Genomic DNA, 16,792 nt, shown 5'->3' on the forward strand with positions numbered 1-16,792 from the left:
AGGCTGATACACCGCTATCGCGAGCAGGCTCACTCCTACAAGGGATCGGGGTGATGCTTGAATTGGATGAGATAAAAAAGCCCCGCCTGATTGCTCAGGCGGGGCTTTTTATTGGCTTTTGGAATCAGACGAGCGGTTTAGGCTCGTGTTCTTTTTCCTGGGCCTCTTGGTGATGCTCGACCGCGTCCTGAACGGAGCGTGGTGCTTCGGCGATCACCGACTCAACCACCGCTTCTTCAGTCACGGAAGCAGCAACCTCTACGACTTCAGCAGCTGGAGCTGCAGCGGCAGCCAGTTCGGCTTCCTTCTGCAGGCGCTCGGCTTCACGCTTGCGGCGACGCACTTCACGTGGGTCGTTTGGCGCACGGCCGTTTGGCGTCAGGGCGCTGACCGGAGCGGCTTCAACCACTGGAGCAGGGGCTTCAGCAACCACAGGCGCTTCGACGGCCGGTGCTTCAGCCACTGGCGCTGGAGCAGGTTCGGCCACTTCAACCACTGGCGCGGCGGCCTTGGCTTCTTCAACCACCGGGGCTTCTGCTACTGGCGCTGGCGCTGGCGTTTCAGCGACGGCAGGCTCGGCAACCCAGTTGAAGGCGGTCTGTTCTTCGCGAACTTCACGCACGGTTTCGGTCACGGTTTCAGCGACGGTTTCAGCAACCGGCTCTGCGACCACAACTGGCGCCTCGACAACCGGAGCAGGCTCGGCAGCGACTTCAGCCTGAGGCTGAGCTTCGCGAACCGGTGCCACTTCGACTTCCGGAGCAGCAACCACTTCCACTGGGGTAGTGGCTTCAACGACCGGCGCTTCCACTGGAGCAGTTTCCAGAGTGGCGGCGGTGGCGCGTTCAGCTTGCTCGTGTGCTTGTGCTTCGGCTGGAGCGCTGATCACGCTGCTGGCAACAGCGGCTGTCACGGCCAGGCCGGCAGCCAGATCGGCAGCGCTTGGTGCTGTTTCAGCGTTTTCGCCGGACTCGGACTCTTCCGAACCTTCGATCACGTTGCCGTTGGCATCACGCTGACGCTCGCGACGGTTGCTGCGACGACGCTGACCACGGGAGCGACGACGTGGACGATCGCCTTCGGCGTTGTCCTGACCGTCTTCCGACAGTTGCTCTTCGCCGGTGATGACTTCTTCTTCGGCTACCGCAGCAGCTTGTTCGGCACGCGGTTGACGCTCTTCACGCGGCGGACGCGGTGCGCGCTCTTCGCGTGGCTGACGGGCCGGACGCTCTTCTGCGACAACAGCGGCAGCGGCAGCAGCTATGGGTGCGGCCGGAGCGGCGTCCAATGGCTCGCGCAGTTCACGGACACGCTCTTCACGCTCGCCACGTGGCTTGCGGTCTTCACGTGGCGCACGTGGTGCACGTTCTTCACGCGGAGCGCGGGGTGCGCGTTCTTCGCGAGCGGCTGGCGCTTCGGTGCGGGTTTCACGCGGCTCACGGGCTTCACGCGGCTGACGCTCTTCACGCGGCTCGCGTGGGGCGCGCTCTTCACGCGGTGCGCGTTCTTCGCGCGGCTTGCGCTCTTCATCGCGGCGACCGTTACGGTTGCGGCTCTGCTGACGACCGTTGCGACGCTCTTCGTTGCGGGCTGGACGCTCGGTGGCCGGTTTTTCAACGACGACCGGAGCGGCTGGCTCTTCTTTGGTCGCGAACAGGCTGACCAGCGATTTCACCAGGCCTTTGAACAGGCTTGGCTCTGGCGCGGCAACCGGAGCGGGTGCCGCGGCGGCAGGCGCGGCGACTTCGGTCGGTACCGGAGCGTTGGCGCGGGCCGGAGCAGTCTTGACCGCGGCTTCCTGGCGAACCAGGGTGCGGGTCGCAGCGGCTGGCTGGACTTCTTCGACTTCAGCAGCGGCAGCAGCGATTTCGTAGCTGGACTGGTTGGTCGCAGCTTCCGGGCTGTCGTCACGCAGACGCTGAACTTCGAAGTGCGGGGTTTCCAGGTGATCGTTCGGCAGAATGACGATACGGGCACGGGTGCGCAGTTCGATCTTGGTGATCGAGTTGCGTTTTTCGTTGAGCAGGAACGCGGCGACCGGGATCGGCACCTGCGCGCGCACTTCGGCAGTGCGGTCTTTCAGGGCTTCTTCTTCGATCAGACGCAGGATTGCCAGCGACAGCGATTCGACGTCACGGATGATGCCGGTGCCGTTGCAGCGCGGGCAGACGATGCCGCTGCTTTCGCCCAGCGATGGACGCAGGCGCTGACGGGACATTTCCAGCAGGCCGAAGCGCGAGATGCGGCCGATCTGCACGCGAGCGCGGTCGGCTTCCAGGCATTCGCGGACTTTCTCTTCCACGGCGCGCTGGTTCTTGGCTGGGGTCATGTCGATGAAGTCGATGACGATCAGGCCGCCGATGTCGCGCAGGCGCAACTGACGGGCGATTTCTTCGGCGGCTTCAAGGTTGGTCTGCAGCGCGGTTTCTTCGATGTCGCTGCCTTTGGTGGCGCGCGCCGAGTTGATGTCGATGGACACCAGGGCTTCGGTCGGATCGATGACGATGGAGCCGCCGGAAGGCAGTTCGACGACGCGCTGGAAAGCGGTCTCGATCTGGCTTTCGATCTGGAAACGGTTGAACAGCGGCACGCTGTCTTCGTACAGCTTGATCTTGCTGGCGTACTGCGGCATCACCTGGCGGATGAAGGTCAGGGCTTCGTCCTGGGCTTCAACGCTGTCGATCAGCACTTCGCCGATGTCCTGGCGCAGGTAATCGCGGATGGCGCGGATGATCACGTTGCTTTCCTGGTAGATCAGGAACGGCGCGGAGCGATCCAGCGAGGCTTCTTTGATGGCGGTCCACAGTTGCAGCAGGTAGTCGAGGTCCCACTGCATTTCTTCGCTGCTGCGGCCCAGGCCGGCAGTGCGCACGATCAGACCCATGTCGGCTGGAGCAACCAGACCGTTCAGCGCTTCACGCAGTTCGTTGCGCTCTTCGCCTTCGATGCGACGGGAGATACCACCGGCACGCGGGTTGTTCGGCATCAGCACGAGGTAACGACCGGCCAGGCTGATGAAAGTGGTCAGGGCGGCGCCCTTGTTGCCACGTTCTTCTTTTTCGACCTGAACGATGACTTCCTGGCCTTCGCTCAGGACGTCCTTGATGTTGACGCGGCCTTCAGGGGCTTTCTTGAAGTATTCGCGGGAGATTTCTTTGAGGGGCAGGAAGCCGTGGCGCTCGGAGCCGAAATCGACAAAGGCAGCCTCAAGGCTTGGTTCGATGCGAGTGATACGGCCTTTGTAGATGTTGGCCTTTTTCTGCTCGCGTGCACCGGATTCGATGTCCAGGTCGTAGAGGCGTTGGCCATCTACCAGTGCAACACGCAACTCTTCGGGTTGAGTTGCGTTAATCAGCATTCTTTTCATGTAGTACCGTCGGTTTCCGGGCTGCCGGAAACGGCGTTCGGCACACACGACTTCTCACGGTCGGTGTCAGGTGCGTCGGGAGTGGTTGGCCATTCCCGTGTCCAGCGATGTCAGGCCAATTGGGCCGATATCGCGACGTACGCGTCCTGCTTGCTGTGGCTACTTAAGCACTCAGTCAGGAGGAGGAATCAACCAGCGGCTGTGGACGAGATGAAGCGTCTTGATAAAGCCTATTGCTACACAGTCCGGCGGTTGTGCATCTCCACCCTACACGTATCCCTGATAATTCGGGTGCTGCCGCGCGCAGAATCCGCAGCGGGTTGGCATTTACCGTGAGCTCCGAAAGGGGAGGTCACGCATCATGGCTAATTCAGGCGATGTTTCCGAAGCCTTCGCTCGGGGTCATCTGCAGCTGACTGCACTTTGTGAACTGGCCTCGAATATTTGCCTGTCAGGCGAGTGAAAACTCTGCTCGACGGTGTAATTCAGGCCTCATGTCACCTGCGCTTGTTACAACTGCAAACTCCACCGTTACGTAGCGAAAGCCCCGTAGGACGGCCTCGCGTCCTGGTGAATTGCGTTGGTCAGGGCCGGTTTTTGACCGTGGTTCCGCTGTCCAGGCCGCTTTTGGCGGCGTTCGCGACTATAGCAGCAATGATTAAGTGCTTCAATTCCATAAAAATTGTTATCATCCGCGACATGACAACTACTGCCCCTTCGACTCCAGGCGTTCAACTGCTTGAAGTCTCGCCGGAGTATGCCGGCCAACGAATCGACAATTTCCTCCTTGCCCGGCTCAAAGGCGTGCCCAAGACCTTGATTTACCGCATTTTGCGTAAAGGCGAAGTGCGTGTGAACAAGGGGCGGATCAAGCCCGAATACAAGCTGCAGGCCGGCGATATCGTGCGCGTGCCACCGGTTCGCGTGCCTGAGCGCGACGAGCCGGTGCCATTGGCCCAAGGTCTGTTGCAGCGCCTGGAAGCCTCGATTGTCTACGAAGACAAAGCCCTGATCGTGATCAACAAGCCCGCCGGCATTGCGGTTCACGGCGGCAGCGGCTTGAATTACGGTGTCATTGAAGCCTTTCGTCAGTTGCGCCCCGATGCCAAGGAGCTGGAACTGGTTCACCGTCTCGATCGTGATACCTCCGGTCTGTTGATGATCGCCAAGAAACGCAGCATGTTGCGCCACTTGCACGCCGCATTGCGCGGTGACGGCGTCGACAAGCGCTACATGGCACTGGTTCGCGGCAACTGGGCGACTTCGATCAAGCAAGTCCGTGCGGCGCTCGGCAAGAGCAATCTGCGCTCCGGCGAGCGCATGGTCGAGGTCGACGAGGAGGAGGGCAAGGAGTCGGTGACCGTGTTCAAGGTCCTGCGCCGCTTTGGCGACTTTGCCACCCTGATCGAAGCCAAGCCGATCACCGGCCGTACGCACCAGATCCGCGTCCACACGTTGCACGCCGGGCACTGCATTGCCGGTGACACCAAGTACGGCGATGACGGTTTCAGCAAGGAAATCCGTGATCTGGGCGGCAAGCGCCTGTTCCTGCACGCCTATATGCTGACCGTGCCGCTGCCTGATGGCGGTGAGCTCAAGTTGCAGGCACCGGTCGATGAAATGTGGGCCAAGACTGTGGAGCGATTGAGTGCGCCCATCTGACTACAAGCTGCTGATTTTCGATTGGGACGGCACCCTCGCCGATTCCATTGGTCGGATTGTCGAGGCGATGCATTCTGCGTCCGGGCGTTCCGGTTTCGAGTTGCGCGATGATTTTGCTGTCAAGGGCATCATCGGTCTGGGCTTGCCCGAGGCGATCCGCACCTTGTATCCGGACATCAGCGATGCCGAGATGACCTTGTTTCGCGAGTACTACGCCGATCACTACATCGCGGCAGAAGCCGTGCCTTCGCCGCTGTTCGAGGGTGTAGTCGAGTCGATGGTGTCCTTTCGTGAGCAGGGTTTTCATCTGGCGGTCGCGACCGGCAAGAATCGTCGCGGACTGGATCGGGTGCTGAAGGCCAATGGCTGGGAAGATTTTTTCGATATCACCCGCGCCGCCGACGAGACCGCGAGCAAGCCGCATCCGTTGATGCTGGAACAGATTCTCGACCACTGCGGCGTGCATCCCGAGCAGGCGCTGATGGTCGGGGACTCGTCCTTCGATCTGCTGATGGCGCGCAATGCAGGCATGGCCTCTGTGGCGGTCAGCTACGGCGCGCAGTCGATTGACTCGCTGCAGCAGTTCGAGCCGCGCCTGTCGATCGACCATTTTAGTGAGTTGCATGCCTGGCTGGGGCAGCAGGCCAAATAAGTTTTTTCTGGGGTGGACTGGATGACCGACGAATGGAAAGCACCGGCCAAGGCAAGTGCCGACGACGGTGACGCGAAAAGCTGGAAGCTGTTGGAAAAGACCTTGCTCGCCGGTGTGCAGGAGCAGCGTCGCTCGCGGCGCTGGGGGATTTTCTTCAAACTGCTGACTTTTGTTTATCTGTTTATCGCTCTGATTGCGTTCACGCCGCTGATGGACATGGAAAAGAGCGCCACTCGCGGCCCGAACTACACCGCACTGATCGACGTCACTGGTGTGATCGCGGACAAAGAGCCGGCCAGCGCCGACAACATTGTCGGCAGTCTGCGTGCAGCCTTTGAGGACAAGAAGGTCAAAGGTGTAATCCTGCGGATCAACAGTCCTGGCGGCAGCCCGGTGCAGTCGGGTTACGTGTACGACGAAATCAAGCGTCTGCGCGGTCTGCATCCGGATATCAAGGTTTATGCGGTGATTTCCGATCTCGGGGCGTCCGGTGCCTATTACATCGCCAGTGCGGCAGATCAGATCTATGCCGACAAGGCGAGTCTGGTCGGTTCGATTGGTGTGACGGCGGCCGGTTACGGCTTCGTCGGTACCATGGACAAGCTCGGCGTTGAGCGTCGCACTTACACGTCTGGCGAGCACAAGTCGTTCCTCGACCCGTTCCAGCCGCAGAAGCCAGATGAAACAGCGTTCTGGCAGACGGTGCTGGATACCACGCACAACCAGTTCATCAATAGCGTCAAGCAGGGGCGTGGCGATCGTCTGAAGGACAAGGAGCATCCGGAATTGTTTTCCGGTCTTGTCTGGTCAGGTGAGCAGGCTCTGCCGCTGGGTTTGATCGATGGTCTGGGCAATACCAGTTCGGTGGCGCGGGATGTGATTGGCGAGAAGGAGTTGGTGGATTTCACCGTGCAGGAATCGCCGTTCGATCGCTTCTCGAAGAAGCTCGGTGCCAGCGTGGCTGAGCAGTTGGCGATGTGGATGGGTTTCCACGGGCCTTCGTTGCGCTGACAGTTCGTCTGATAAACAAACCGGCCTTGATGGCCGGTTTTTTGTGCGTCACGGAATTTGCACGCCCTCGGCCAGTAGCATGTCAATCAGGCGGATGAGTGGCAGGCCGATCAGGCTGGTGGCGTCAGGCCCTTCGGTGGACTGAAACAGGCTCACACCCAGGCCTTCGGCCTTGAAGCTGCCGGCGCAGTCGTAGGGCTGCTCGAGGCGCAGGTAGCGTTCGATGCGTGCTTCGTCGAGTTGGCGCATGTGTACGGTAAATGGCACACAGTCGACCTGGCAGAGGCCGGTCTGGCTGTTGAGCAGGGCCAGGCCGGTGAGGAAGGTCACACTGGCGCCGCTGGCCGCCAGCAGTTGCTCGCGAGCCTTGTCGAAGGTGTGTGGCTTGCCGATGATCCGCTCGCCGAGCACGGCAACCTGGTCCGAGCCGATAATCAAGTGAGCAGGGTGGCTGGCAGCCAGTGCCCGGGCTTTCTGTTCGGCGAGGCGCTTGACCAGATCGATGGCGGATTCGCCGTTCTGGTGGCTTTCGTCGATATCTGGCGAGCTGCAGACGAACGGCAGGTGCAGGCGGGCGAGCAATTCCCGGCGATAAGTCGAGCTTGAGGCGAGTAATAAAGGCAGCATTGGCGTCTCCTGAGGCAGGTGCGAATTCTAGCGGAGGCACGCAAGTGACGGACAGGGCACAATTTCCTTTGACATGGGTGGGTGCATCCCTATAATGCTGCGCCTATGTTGAATGACCCGATTCCACCTCACGTTGACCCGCGCAAATTGGCTGACCGTGGCACCACCCTTCAAGGTGAACTGCTGCTGGCCGATTTGAAGAGACTCTGCGACCCGCTTTCCGACGATGTCGGTAAGGTGCAGGCCAAATTCGTTTTTGAACGAGATGAACGTAAATCTGTGGTGATCCACAGCTTTATCGACACCGAAGTCAAAATGGTCTGCCAGCGTTGTCTTGAGCTGGTCACCCTGCCGATCCACAGCGAATGCAGTTACGCTGTAGTGAAGGAGGGTGCGAATACCCAGTCGTTACCGAAAGGTTATGACGTGCTGGAACTGGGCGAAGATCCATTGGATCTGCAGTCACTGATCGAGGAGGAGCTTCTGCTCGCCTTGCCCATTGTGCCTGCTCATCATCCGGAAGAATGCCAGCAGCCGGCGGGAGCAGATGAACCCGAACCGAGCGAGGACGAGGTAACGCGGTCCAACCCGTTCAGTGTATTGGCGCAGTTAAAGCGTGACCCAAACGTTTAGGAGTTAATCAATTATGGCTGTTCAGCAGAACAAAAAATCCCGCTCCGCCCGTGACATGCGCCGTTCGCACGACGCTCTCGAGGCTAGCACCCTGTCTGTAGAAAAAACCACTGGTGAAGTTCACCTGCGTCACCACGTATCGCCAGAAGGCGTATACCGTGGCCGTAAAGTGATCGACAAGGGCGCTGACGAGTAATCACTTGTCCGCTCAAGTCATCGCGATTGACGCAATGGGCGGGGACTTCGGTCCCCGCAGCATTGTTCAGGCCAGCCTTGCTTGCCTTTCTGCTACGCCCTCGCTGCACCTGACCCTCGTCGGTCAATCCTCCCTTCTTGAAGAACTGATCCACGGCCAGTCGGCTGCCGATCGCGCGCGCCTGACGATTGTTCCGGCGTCTGAAGTCATCACCATGGACGAAAAGCCGACTCAGGCCTTGCGTGGCAAGCCGGATTCGTCGATGCGTGTCGCCCTGGAACTGGTGCGTGACGGCAAGGCTCAGGCCTGTGTCAGCGCCGGTAATACCGGTGCGTTGATGGCGCTGTCGCGTTTCGTGCTCAAGACCTTGCCGGGGATTGATCGGCCGGCGATGGTGGCGGCGATTCCGACGCAGAAGGGCTATTGCCAGTTGCTCGATCTGGGTGCCAACGTCGATTGCAGCGCCGAGCATCTGTTGCAGTTCGCGGTGATGGGCTCGGTGGCGGCGCAGACGCTGGGCATCGCCCGGCCGCGTGTCGCGTTACTGAATATCGGCACCGAAGACATCAAGGGCAATCAGCAGGTCAAGCTGGCCGCGACCTTGCTGCAGGCTGCGCGCGGCATCAACTACATCGGTTTTGTCGAGGGCGATGGTCTTTATCGCGGCGAAGCGGATGTGGTGGTCTGTGACGGGTTTGTCGGCAATATCCTGCTCAAGTCCAGCGAGGGCCTGGCGACGATGATCGCTGCGCGCATCGAGGCCTTGTTCAAGAAAAACTTCGCTTCCCGCGTGGTAGGTGCTTTGGCCCTGCCATTGATGAAGCGCTTGCAGGCGGATCTGGCGCCGGCGCGACATAACGGCGCAAGCTTTCTCGGCTTGCAGGGCATTGTGGTGAAAAGTCATGGTTCGGCCGGGGTTCAGGGGTTTCAGAGTGCGATTCAGCGTGCACTGATCGAGATTCAGGAGAATCTGCCCGAACGTCTCCATGGTCGTCTGGAGGATTTGTTGTCTTAGGCGATTTCGTCGGACAATGCTTAAATGTGACCGCCCGGTTCAAAGGGCCATCCAACTGTCAGTTTCTTGCGTCCCTCGGTGGGGCGTCATTTTCCGACGACAAGATCATTAGGGGCTTGTTACATGTCTGCTTCCCTCGCATTCGTCTTTCCAGGACAGGGTTCGCAGTCCCTCGGCATGCTGGCCGAGCTGGGCGCGGAACATCCGCTGATCCTCGAAACCTTCAAAGAAGCATCCGATGCTCTGGGCTATGACCTGTGGGCGCTGACCCAGCAGGGTCCGGAAGAGCTGCTCAATCAAACCGACAAAACCCAACCGGCCATTCTGACTGCTTCGATCGCCCTGTGGCGCCTGTGGCTGGCTCAAGGCGGTGCGCGTCCGGCATTTGTTGCCGGTCACAGCCTGGGTGAATACAGCGCGCTGGTTGCCGCCGGCAGCCTGAGCCTGGCTGACGCGGTGAAGCTCGTTGAGCGTCGCGGTCAGTTGATGCAGGAAGCCGTTCCGGCCGGGCAGGGCGGCATGGCTGCCATCCTCGGTCTGGAAGATGCCGACGTGCTGGCAGCCTGTGCCGAAGCGGCGCAAGGCGAAGTGGTCAGCGCGGTCAACTTCAACTCGCCGGGCCAGGTAGTGATTGCCGGGGCCAAGGCAGCCGTTGAGCGCGCCATCGAGGGCTGCAAGGCCCGTGGCGCCAAGCGGGCCATGCCGTTGCCGGTGAGCGTGCCTTCGCACTGCGAGCTGATGCGTCCGGCGGCCGAGCGCTTTGCCGAATCCATTGCCGCCATTGACTGGCAGGCGCCGCAGATCCCGGTGGTCCAGAACGTCAGTGCGCAAGTGCCGGCCGATCTGGAAACCCTCAAGCGTGATCTGCTCGAACAACTGTACAAGCCAGTACGCTGGGTTGAATCAGTCCAGACCCTGGCTGCCAAAGGCGCCACCAGTCTGGTCGAGTGCGGCCCGGGCAAGGTACTTGCCGGTCTGAACAAACGTTGCGCCGAAGGCGTTTCGACTTCCAACCTCAATACCCCAGACGCTTTCGCTGCCGCCCGTGCAGCGCTGGCCTGAATCAGGAGAAACTTGCATGAGTCTGCAAGGTAAAGTTGCACTGGTCACCGGTGCAAGCCGCGGTATCGGCCAGGCTATCGCACTGGAACTGGGTCGTCAGGGCGCCGTCGTCATCGGCACTGCGACTTCCGCCAAAGGCGCCGAGGCGATTGCTGCCACCCTGAAAGAACACGGCATTCAGGGCACCGGCCTGGAACTCAACGTCACCAGCGATGAATCTGTCAGCAAGGTTCTGGCGAGCATTCAGGAACAGTTCGGTGCGCCGGCGATTCTGGTCAATAATGCCGGCATCACCCGCGATAACCTGATGATGCGCATGAAAGACGATGAGTGGTACGACGTGATCGATACCAACCTGAACAGTCTGTATCGCTTGTCCAAGGGCGTTTTGCGCGGTATGACCAAGGCGCGCTGGGGCCGAATTATCAGTATTGGCTCGGTGGTGGGTGCCATGGGCAACGCAGGCCAAGTAAACTATGCAGCCGCCAAGGCCGGTCTGGAAGGTTTCAGCCGTGCGATGGCGCGTGAAGTCGGTTCGCGTTCGATTACGGTCAACTCGGTAACCCCAGGGTTCATCGACACCGATATGACTCGCGAACTGCCGGAAGCACAGCGTGAAGCCTTGCAGACGCAGATTCCGCTGGGTCGTCTGGGGCAAGCTCAAGAGATCGCCTCGGTGGTCGCTTTTCTTGCATCCGACGGTGCGGCATACGTCACTGGGGCTACAATCCCGGTGAACGGTGGGATGTACATGTAAGTAAAATGTGACGGATTGCTTCAAAAAAATGTCATACGAGCTGTCTAAAATCCGTTATAAAGCTGCAATCTATTTATAGGCAGAGGGCCGCAGGGTTTGAGGAGTGAAGCTTTCAGTTGAAAAGCTGAAAAGCCTTTCTATACACTTACCCACTGGCCAGCTGCCTGAATTTGTCCATTAGGAGTGAAAACAAGGTATGAGCACCATCGAAGAGCGCGTCAAGAAAATCGTTGCCGAGCAACTGGGTGTTAAACAGGAAGAAGTGGTCAACACTGCTTCCTTCGTTGAAGACCTGGGTGCCGACTCCCTTGACACCGTTGAGCTGGTGATGGCTCTGGAAGAGGAATTCGAGACCGAAATCCCTGATGAAGAAGCTGAAAAGATCACTACTGTACAAGCTGCAATCGACTACGTTACTAGCCACCAGGCGTAATAGTTTGTAATCGTTGTCTGCTGTCATGGAAAAACCGCACTGCCATCATGGCGTGCGGTTTTTTCTTTAGGCCTGATGCAAAGTCGTCATTTGAAAAAGGAGAGTGCTGTGTCGCGTAGACGCGTCGTAGTCACCGGTATGGGTATGTTGTCGCCACTGGGCACGGATGTGCCGAGCAGTTGGCAGGGCATTCTGGCTGGCCGCAGTGGCATTGGTCTGATCGAACACACCGACCTTTCTGCCTATTCCACCCGTTTTGGCGGCTCGGTAAAGGGCTTCAATGTCGAGGAATACCTGTCGGTCAAGGAAGCACGCAAGCTCGACCTGTTCATTCAGTACGGTCTGGCCGCGGGTTTTCAGGCTGTTCGCAACGCCGGTCTGGAAGTCACCGACGCCAACCGTGAGCGCATTGGCGTAGCCATGGGTTCGGGCATCGGCGGTCTGACCAACATCGAAGAAACCAGCCGTACCCTGCATGAGACGGGCCCGCGTCGAATCTCGCCATTCTTCGTGCCAGGCTCGATCATCAATATGATTTCCGGTTTTCTGTCCATCCACCTGGGTGCACAGGGGCCGAACTACGCCATTTCCACTGCCTGTACCACCGGTACGCACTGCATTGGCATGGCGGCGCGCAACATCATGTACGACGAGGCCGACGTGATGATCGCTGGCGGTGCCGAGATGGCCGCGTGCGGTCTGGGCATGGGCGGCTTCGGCGCGTCCCGTGCGCTGTCGACCCGCAACGACGAGCCGACCCGCGCCAGTCGTCCCTGGGACAAGGGCCGTGATGGCTTCGTGCTGTCTGACGGTGCCGGTGCACTGGTACTCGAAGAACTCGAGCACGCCAAGGCTCGTGGCGCCACGATCTACGCCGAGCTGATCGGCTTCGGCACCAGCGGTGATGCGTTCCACATGACCTCGCCACCTGCGGACGGTGCCGGTGCGGCTCGCTGCATCACCAATGCCCTGCGCGATGCGAAGATCAACATCGACCAGGTGCAGTACATCAACGCCCACGGTACCTCGACCCCGGCCGGCGACCTTGCCGAAGCCAACGCGATCAAGACCGTGTTCGGTGATCACGCCTACAACCTGGCGGTCAGCTCCACCAAGTCCATGACCGGTCACCTGTTGGGTGCGGCGGGCGCGGTCGAGGCAATCTTCAGCGTGCTGGCGATCAACAGCCAGGTGGCACCGCCGACCATCAACCTCGACGAGCCGGATGAAGGCTGCGATCTCGATTTCGTGCCGCACACTGCGCGCAACATGGACATCGACGTCGTACTCTCCAACTCCTTCGGGTTTGGCGGCACCAACGGCACGTTGGCGTTCCGCCGGTTCGCAGGCTGATGGACAGCTGGGTCGACGGTCAGCCGGCTGACGCTCTGTCGCTGAAAGATCGCGGCCTGGCTTACGGCGATGGTCTGTTCGAGACCATCGCTGTGCACGGCGGCCAGCCAGTATTGCTGGATCGTCACCTGACGCGTTTGGCCGAGGGTTGCTCGCGTCTGGCCATCGTGGCCGATATCGAGCTGGTTCGCACCGAGCTGCTGGCCTATGCCGTGGCGATGGGCGACGGCGTCCTCAAGCTGATCCTCACCCGAGGTGACGGCTTGCGCGGCTATGCGCCCGATCCTGCGGCGCAGGGCCGACGCATTCTGCAAGGCAACCCGCCCGCTGCTTATCCTGCTGTGCATGGCGAGCAAGGCGTGCGCCTGTTTCCCTGCGTCACGCGGTTGGCTAACCAGCCCTTGCTGGCTGGTCTCAAACATCTGAATCGTCTGGAGCAAGTGCTCGCCCGTGCCGAATGGCGCGACAGCGAACACGCCGAAGGCTTGATGCTCGATCAGGCCGGGCGCGTCATCGAAGGCGTGTACAGCAACCTGTTTCTGGTGCGCGACGGCGCACTGATCACCCCGGATCTGAAGCGCTGTGGCGTGGCCGGCGTAATGCGTGCGGAAATTTTGTTTCAGGCCGAGTCCCTGGGGATTCACACGCAAATCACCGACATCAGCCTCGAACAGCTGCAATGGGCTGATGAAGTCTTTGTCTGCAACAGTGTGTATGGCGTCTGGCCGGTACGCGCCTACGCTGCACTGAGCTGGCCGGTTGGCAAACTCACCCGTAAACTGCAAACCATTTCCCGCGCCCTACTGGATGCCTGATTCGTGAGACGTAAACTCTTGCTGCTGCTGGAAACCGGACTGGTTCTCGCAGGGCTTTTGCTGGGCGCCAGCGCCTGGAAAATTCATTCCGCGCTGGAACAGCCGCTGAACATCACGCAGGAAGAACTGCTGGATGTGCCAAAAGGCTCGACGCCGACCCGTACCTTTCTTGAACTCGAAACCGATGGCGTCATCAAGGACGCCTTCTGGTTACGCATCTATTGGCGCTTCAACCTGACCGGTACGCCGATTCATAGCGGTGAATACCGCATGCAGCCGGGCATGACCGTCAACGGTCTGATCGACTTGTGGAAGCGTGGTGAAGTGGTGCAATACAGCCTGACGCTGGTCGAGGGCTGGAACTTCCATCAGGTACGCGCCGCGCTGGCAAAAGATGAAAAGATCGAGCAGACCCTCAAGGGCTTGAGCGACAGCGAAGTGATGGAGAAAATCGGCCATCGCGGTCTGTTCCCCGAAGGTCGTTTCTTCCCGGACACCTACCGCTTCGTGCGCGGGGTCTCCGACGTCGAATTGCTGAAGAAGGCCTTTGATCGACTCGACGAGGTATTGGCCAAAGAGTGGGAAAATCGCTCGGCCGACGCTCCGTACAGCGAGCCTTACCAGGCGCTGATCATGGCCTCGCTGGTCGAGAAGGAGACCGGAGTGCCGCAGGAGCGTGGGCAGATTGCCGGCGTGTTCGTGCGCCGCATGGCGCTGGGCATGCAGTTGCAGACCGATCCGACCGTGATCTATGGTCTGGGCGACCGCTACACCGGCAAGCTGACGCGCGCGCATCTCAAAGAGCCGACGCCCTACAACACCTATGTGATTCCGGGGCTGCCGCCGACGCCGATCGCAATGGTCGGACGCGAAGCGATTCATGCTGCGCTGAACCCGGTGCAAGGCAACAGCCTGTACTTTGTCGCCCGTGGCGATGGCAGCCATGTGTTCTCCGATGACCTGGACGCGCACAACAGCGCGGTGCGTGAATTCCAGCTCAAGCGCCGCGCCGATTACCGCTCCAGCCCGGCACCGGCGGGGACACCGGCTGCTGCGCCAGCCACCGAAGCGACTCCTGCGGCTTCGCCCGATACTGCACCGCAGGCGCTGCCGGAGGTTCCTCCTCAGGAACCCACACCGACACCGGATGCCGCCGTTCCGCAAAACGCGCAATGACTTTGATTAAGGACTGCCTGTGACTGGCTTGTTTATTACCCTGGAAGGCCCGGAAGGCGCCGGCAAGAGCACCAACCGCGAATACCTCGCCGAGCGCCTGCGCGCCGAAGGTATCGAAGTGCTGCTGACCCGCGAACCCGGCGGTACGCCTCTCGCCGAGCGGATCCGCGATGTGCTGCTGGCCCCGGCCGACGAGGTCATGAACCCCGACACCGAGCTGTTGCTGGTGTTCGCCGCGCGTGCCCAGCATCTGGCCGAAGTGATCCGCCCGGCGCTGGCTCGCGGCGCGGTGGTGCTGTGCGATCGTTTCACTGATTCGACATACGCTTATCAGGGGGGCGGTCGCGGTTTGTCGCTGGAACGCATCGCCGCGCTGGAGACTTTCGTCCAGGGTGACCTGCGTCCGGATCTGACGCTGATTTTTGATCTGCCGGTGGAAATCGGCCTGGCCCGCGCCAGTGCCCGTGGCCGTCTGGATCGTTTTGAGCTGGAAGGTCGAGCGTTTTTCGAAGCGGTACGCAATGCGTTTCTCGAACGCGCCGAAGCCGACCCGGCGCGCTATGTGCGCATCGATGCCGGTCAGCCATTGGTCAAGGTTCAGCAATCGCTGGATACCTTGATTCCGAACTTGCTGGAGCTGATTCGTGGCTGAGGCCTATCCATGGCAGGACAGCCTCTGGCAGCAACTGGCCGGACGTAGCCAGCACGCCCACGCGTATCTGCTGCATGGCCCGGCCGGGATCGGCAAACGCGCGCTGGCCGAGCGCCTGATGGCCAGCCTGCTCTGTCAGCGTCCGACGCCCGAGGCGTGCGGCGAGTGCAAGTCCTGCCTGTTGCTCAAGGCTGGCAGCCATCCGGACAATTACATCCTCGAGCCGGAGGAGGCCGACAAGGCGATCAAGGTCGATCAGGTGCGCGATCTGGTCAGTTTCGTGGTGCAGACTGCGCAACTGGGCGGGCGCAAAGTGGTGCTGATCGAACCGGTGGAGTCGATGAACATCAACGCCGCCAACGCACTGCTCAAGAGCCTTGAGGAGCCTTCCGGCGATACTGTGCTGTTGCTGGTCAGTCATCAGCCGAGCCGTTTGCTGCCGACGATCAAGAGCCGCTGTGTGCAGCAGGCGTGTCCGCTGCCCGGTGAGGCCATGAGCCTGCAATGGCTGGCGCAGGCGTTGCCGGAGTGCTCTGAAGAGGAGCGCGTCGAATTGCTGACGCTGGCCGCCGGCTCGCCGTTGATGGCGGTCAGCCTGCAGTCCCAGGGCGTGCGCGAACAGCGGGCGCAGGTGGTCGAAGGGGTGAAAAAGCTGCTCAAGCAACAGCAGTCGCCGACGCAATTGGCCGAAGAGTGGAAAAACATTCCGATGCTGCGCCTGTTCGACTGGTTCTGCGACTGGTCGAGCCTGATCCTGCGCTATCAGTTGACTCAGGACGAAGCCGGCCTCGGTCTGACCGACATGCGCAAGGTCGTGCAGTACCTGGCGCAGAAGAGCGCACAGGGCAAAGTCCTCGATATTCAGGACTGGATTCTCGCCCAGCGGCAGAAAGTCCTGAGCAAAGCCAACCTCAATCCGGCACTGCTGCTGGAAGCGTTGTTGGTGCAATGGGCGGGATTGCCTGGTCAAAGATAAGAATGTGTACCTAGACTCTGAACATCAGCAGTGGAGGTCAACATGAATGAAGCCATCAGCCCGGGGCCGCGCAACGGCATCCTGTCCCTGACCATCAAGGACAAATCGGTGCTTTACGCCGCCTACATGCCGTTCATCAGGAACGGTGGCCTGTTCATCCCGACCAACAAAAGCTACAAGTTGGGCGATGAGGTGTTCATGCTGCTGAACCTGATGGACGAGGCGGAAAAGATTCCGGTGGCCGGCAAAGTTGCTTGGATCACCCCCAAAGGCGCCCAGGGCAACCGCGCCGCCGGCGTCGGCGTGCAATTCAACGAGGGCGACAACACCGCCCGCAGTCGCATCGAAACCCATCTGGCCGGAGCACTGAAGTCCGACCGTCCCACTCATACGATGTAAGTAGCC

Annotated in this window: 17 protein-coding genes; 15 read left to right on the forward strand and 2 right to left on the reverse strand. The window is 60.4% G+C overall.

Annotated features, from left to right (window positions below; translation table 11 throughout):
- Positions 1-124 precede the first annotated feature (124 nt).
- The gene (gene rne, locus LCH64_RS05060) at positions 125-3,367 is read right to left on the reverse strand and encodes a ribonuclease E (protein ID WP_226499653.1); all 3,243 of its coding nucleotides are present in this window, start codon (positions 3,365-3,367) and stop codon (positions 125-127) included.
- Positions 3,368-4,066: 699 nt separating this feature from the next.
- Between rne and rluC the strand changes: the two genes are divergently transcribed.
- Genes rluC through sppA form a run of 3 tightly spaced genes read left to right on the forward strand, consistent with a single transcriptional unit; the run spans position 4,067 to position 6,692 of the window.
- Positions 4,067-5,029, forward strand: a complete 963-nt coding sequence (gene rluC / locus LCH64_RS05065; protein ID WP_007950779.1) for a 23S rRNA pseudouridine(955/2504/2580) synthase RluC — start codon at positions 4,067-4,069, stop codon at positions 5,027-5,029.
- Positions 5,016-5,681 (forward strand): HAD-IA family hydrolase, encoded by a 666-nt coding sequence (locus LCH64_RS05070; RefSeq protein ID WP_226499654.1) that lies wholly within the window; start codon positions 5,016-5,018, stop codon positions 5,679-5,681. Before rluC ends, LCH64_RS05070 begins: the two co-directional genes overlap by 14 nt.
- A gap of 21 nt (positions 5,682-5,702) precedes the next feature.
- Complete coding sequence (sppA, locus tag LCH64_RS05075; protein WP_103520747.1) at positions 5,703-6,692, forward strand: signal peptide peptidase SppA; 990 nt, start codon at positions 5,703-5,705, stop codon at positions 6,690-6,692.
- 48 nt (positions 6,693-6,740) lie between these two features.
- On the opposite strand, the gene LCH64_RS05080 is transcribed toward sppA, so the two are convergent.
- Entirely contained in the window at positions 6,741-7,319 is a 579-nt protein-coding gene (locus tag LCH64_RS05080) for a nucleoside triphosphate pyrophosphatase (protein WP_226499655.1), read from the reverse strand.
- Between the two features lie 105 nt (positions 7,320-7,424).
- On the opposite strand from LCH64_RS05080, the gene LCH64_RS05085 reads away from it, so the two are divergent.
- The 12 genes from LCH64_RS05085 (at position 7,425) to LCH64_RS05140 (ending at position 16,786) form a co-directional block, all read left to right on the forward strand.
- On the forward strand, positions 7,425-7,952 hold the full coding sequence (locus tag LCH64_RS05085) for a YceD family protein (protein WP_003227058.1): 528 nt from the start codon (positions 7,425-7,427) through the stop codon (positions 7,950-7,952).
- Positions 7,953-7,965: 13 nt separating this feature from the next.
- Entirely contained in the window at positions 7,966-8,148 is a 183-nt protein-coding gene (gene rpmF, locus LCH64_RS05090) for a 50S ribosomal protein L32 (RefSeq protein WP_003179396.1), read from the forward strand.
- 4 nt (positions 8,149-8,152) lie between these two features.
- Positions 8,153-9,163 (forward strand): phosphate acyltransferase PlsX, encoded by a 1,011-nt coding sequence (gene plsX / locus LCH64_RS05095; RefSeq protein ID WP_080593259.1) that lies wholly within the window; start codon positions 8,153-8,155, stop codon positions 9,161-9,163.
- Positions 9,164-9,286: 123 nt separating this feature from the next.
- Positions 9,287-10,225: an ACP S-malonyltransferase gene (fabD, locus tag LCH64_RS05100; RefSeq protein ID WP_003227054.1), complete on the forward strand. Its 939-nt coding sequence runs from the start codon at positions 9,287-9,289 to the stop codon at positions 10,223-10,225.
- A 16-nt stretch (positions 10,226-10,241) separates the two neighbouring features.
- Positions 10,242-10,982, forward strand: coding sequence for a 3-oxoacyl-ACP reductase FabG (gene fabG, locus LCH64_RS05105; RefSeq protein WP_003227053.1), 741 nt, complete (start codon positions 10,242-10,244; stop codon positions 10,980-10,982).
- Positions 10,983-11,178: 196 nt separating this feature from the next.
- Positions 11,179-11,415, forward strand: a complete 237-nt coding sequence (gene acpP, locus LCH64_RS05110; RefSeq protein WP_003227051.1) for an acyl carrier protein — start codon at positions 11,179-11,181, stop codon at positions 11,413-11,415.
- 108 nt (positions 11,416-11,523) lie between these two features.
- Positions 11,524-12,768: a beta-ketoacyl-ACP synthase II gene (gene fabF / locus LCH64_RS05115; protein WP_003227039.1), complete on the forward strand. Its 1,245-nt coding sequence runs from the start codon at positions 11,524-11,526 to the stop codon at positions 12,766-12,768.
- A complete protein-coding gene (gene pabC, locus LCH64_RS05120) occupies positions 12,768-13,583 on the forward strand; it encodes an aminodeoxychorismate lyase (protein WP_226499656.1) in 816 nt (271 codons plus the stop codon). Before fabF ends, pabC begins: the two co-directional genes overlap by 1 nt.
- 3 nt (positions 13,584-13,586) lie before the next feature.
- Positions 13,587-14,759, forward strand: a complete 1,173-nt coding sequence (gene mltG, locus LCH64_RS05125; protein WP_226499657.1) for an endolytic transglycosylase MltG — start codon at positions 13,587-13,589, stop codon at positions 14,757-14,759.
- A 19-nt stretch (positions 14,760-14,778) separates the two neighbouring features.
- Entirely contained in the window at positions 14,779-15,411 is a 633-nt protein-coding gene (tmk, locus tag LCH64_RS05130; protein ID WP_201136878.1) for a dTMP kinase, read from the forward strand.
- Positions 15,404-16,387 (forward strand): DNA polymerase III subunit delta', encoded by a 984-nt coding sequence (locus LCH64_RS05135; RefSeq protein WP_003227032.1) that lies wholly within the window; start codon positions 15,404-15,406, stop codon positions 16,385-16,387. The genes tmk and LCH64_RS05135 overlap by 8 nt, the downstream gene beginning before the upstream one ends.
- Before the next feature lie 42 nt (positions 16,388-16,429).
- Positions 16,430-16,786 (forward strand): PilZ domain-containing protein, encoded by a 357-nt coding sequence (locus LCH64_RS05140; protein WP_003227030.1) that lies wholly within the window; start codon positions 16,430-16,432, stop codon positions 16,784-16,786.
- The last annotated feature ends 6 nt before the right edge of the window (positions 16,787-16,792 follow it).

The organism is Pseudomonas sp. MWU16-30322, assembly GCF_020515535.1.
Lineage (GTDB): Bacteria > Pseudomonadota > Gammaproteobacteria > Pseudomonadales > Pseudomonadaceae > Aquipseudomonas > Aquipseudomonas fluorescens_H.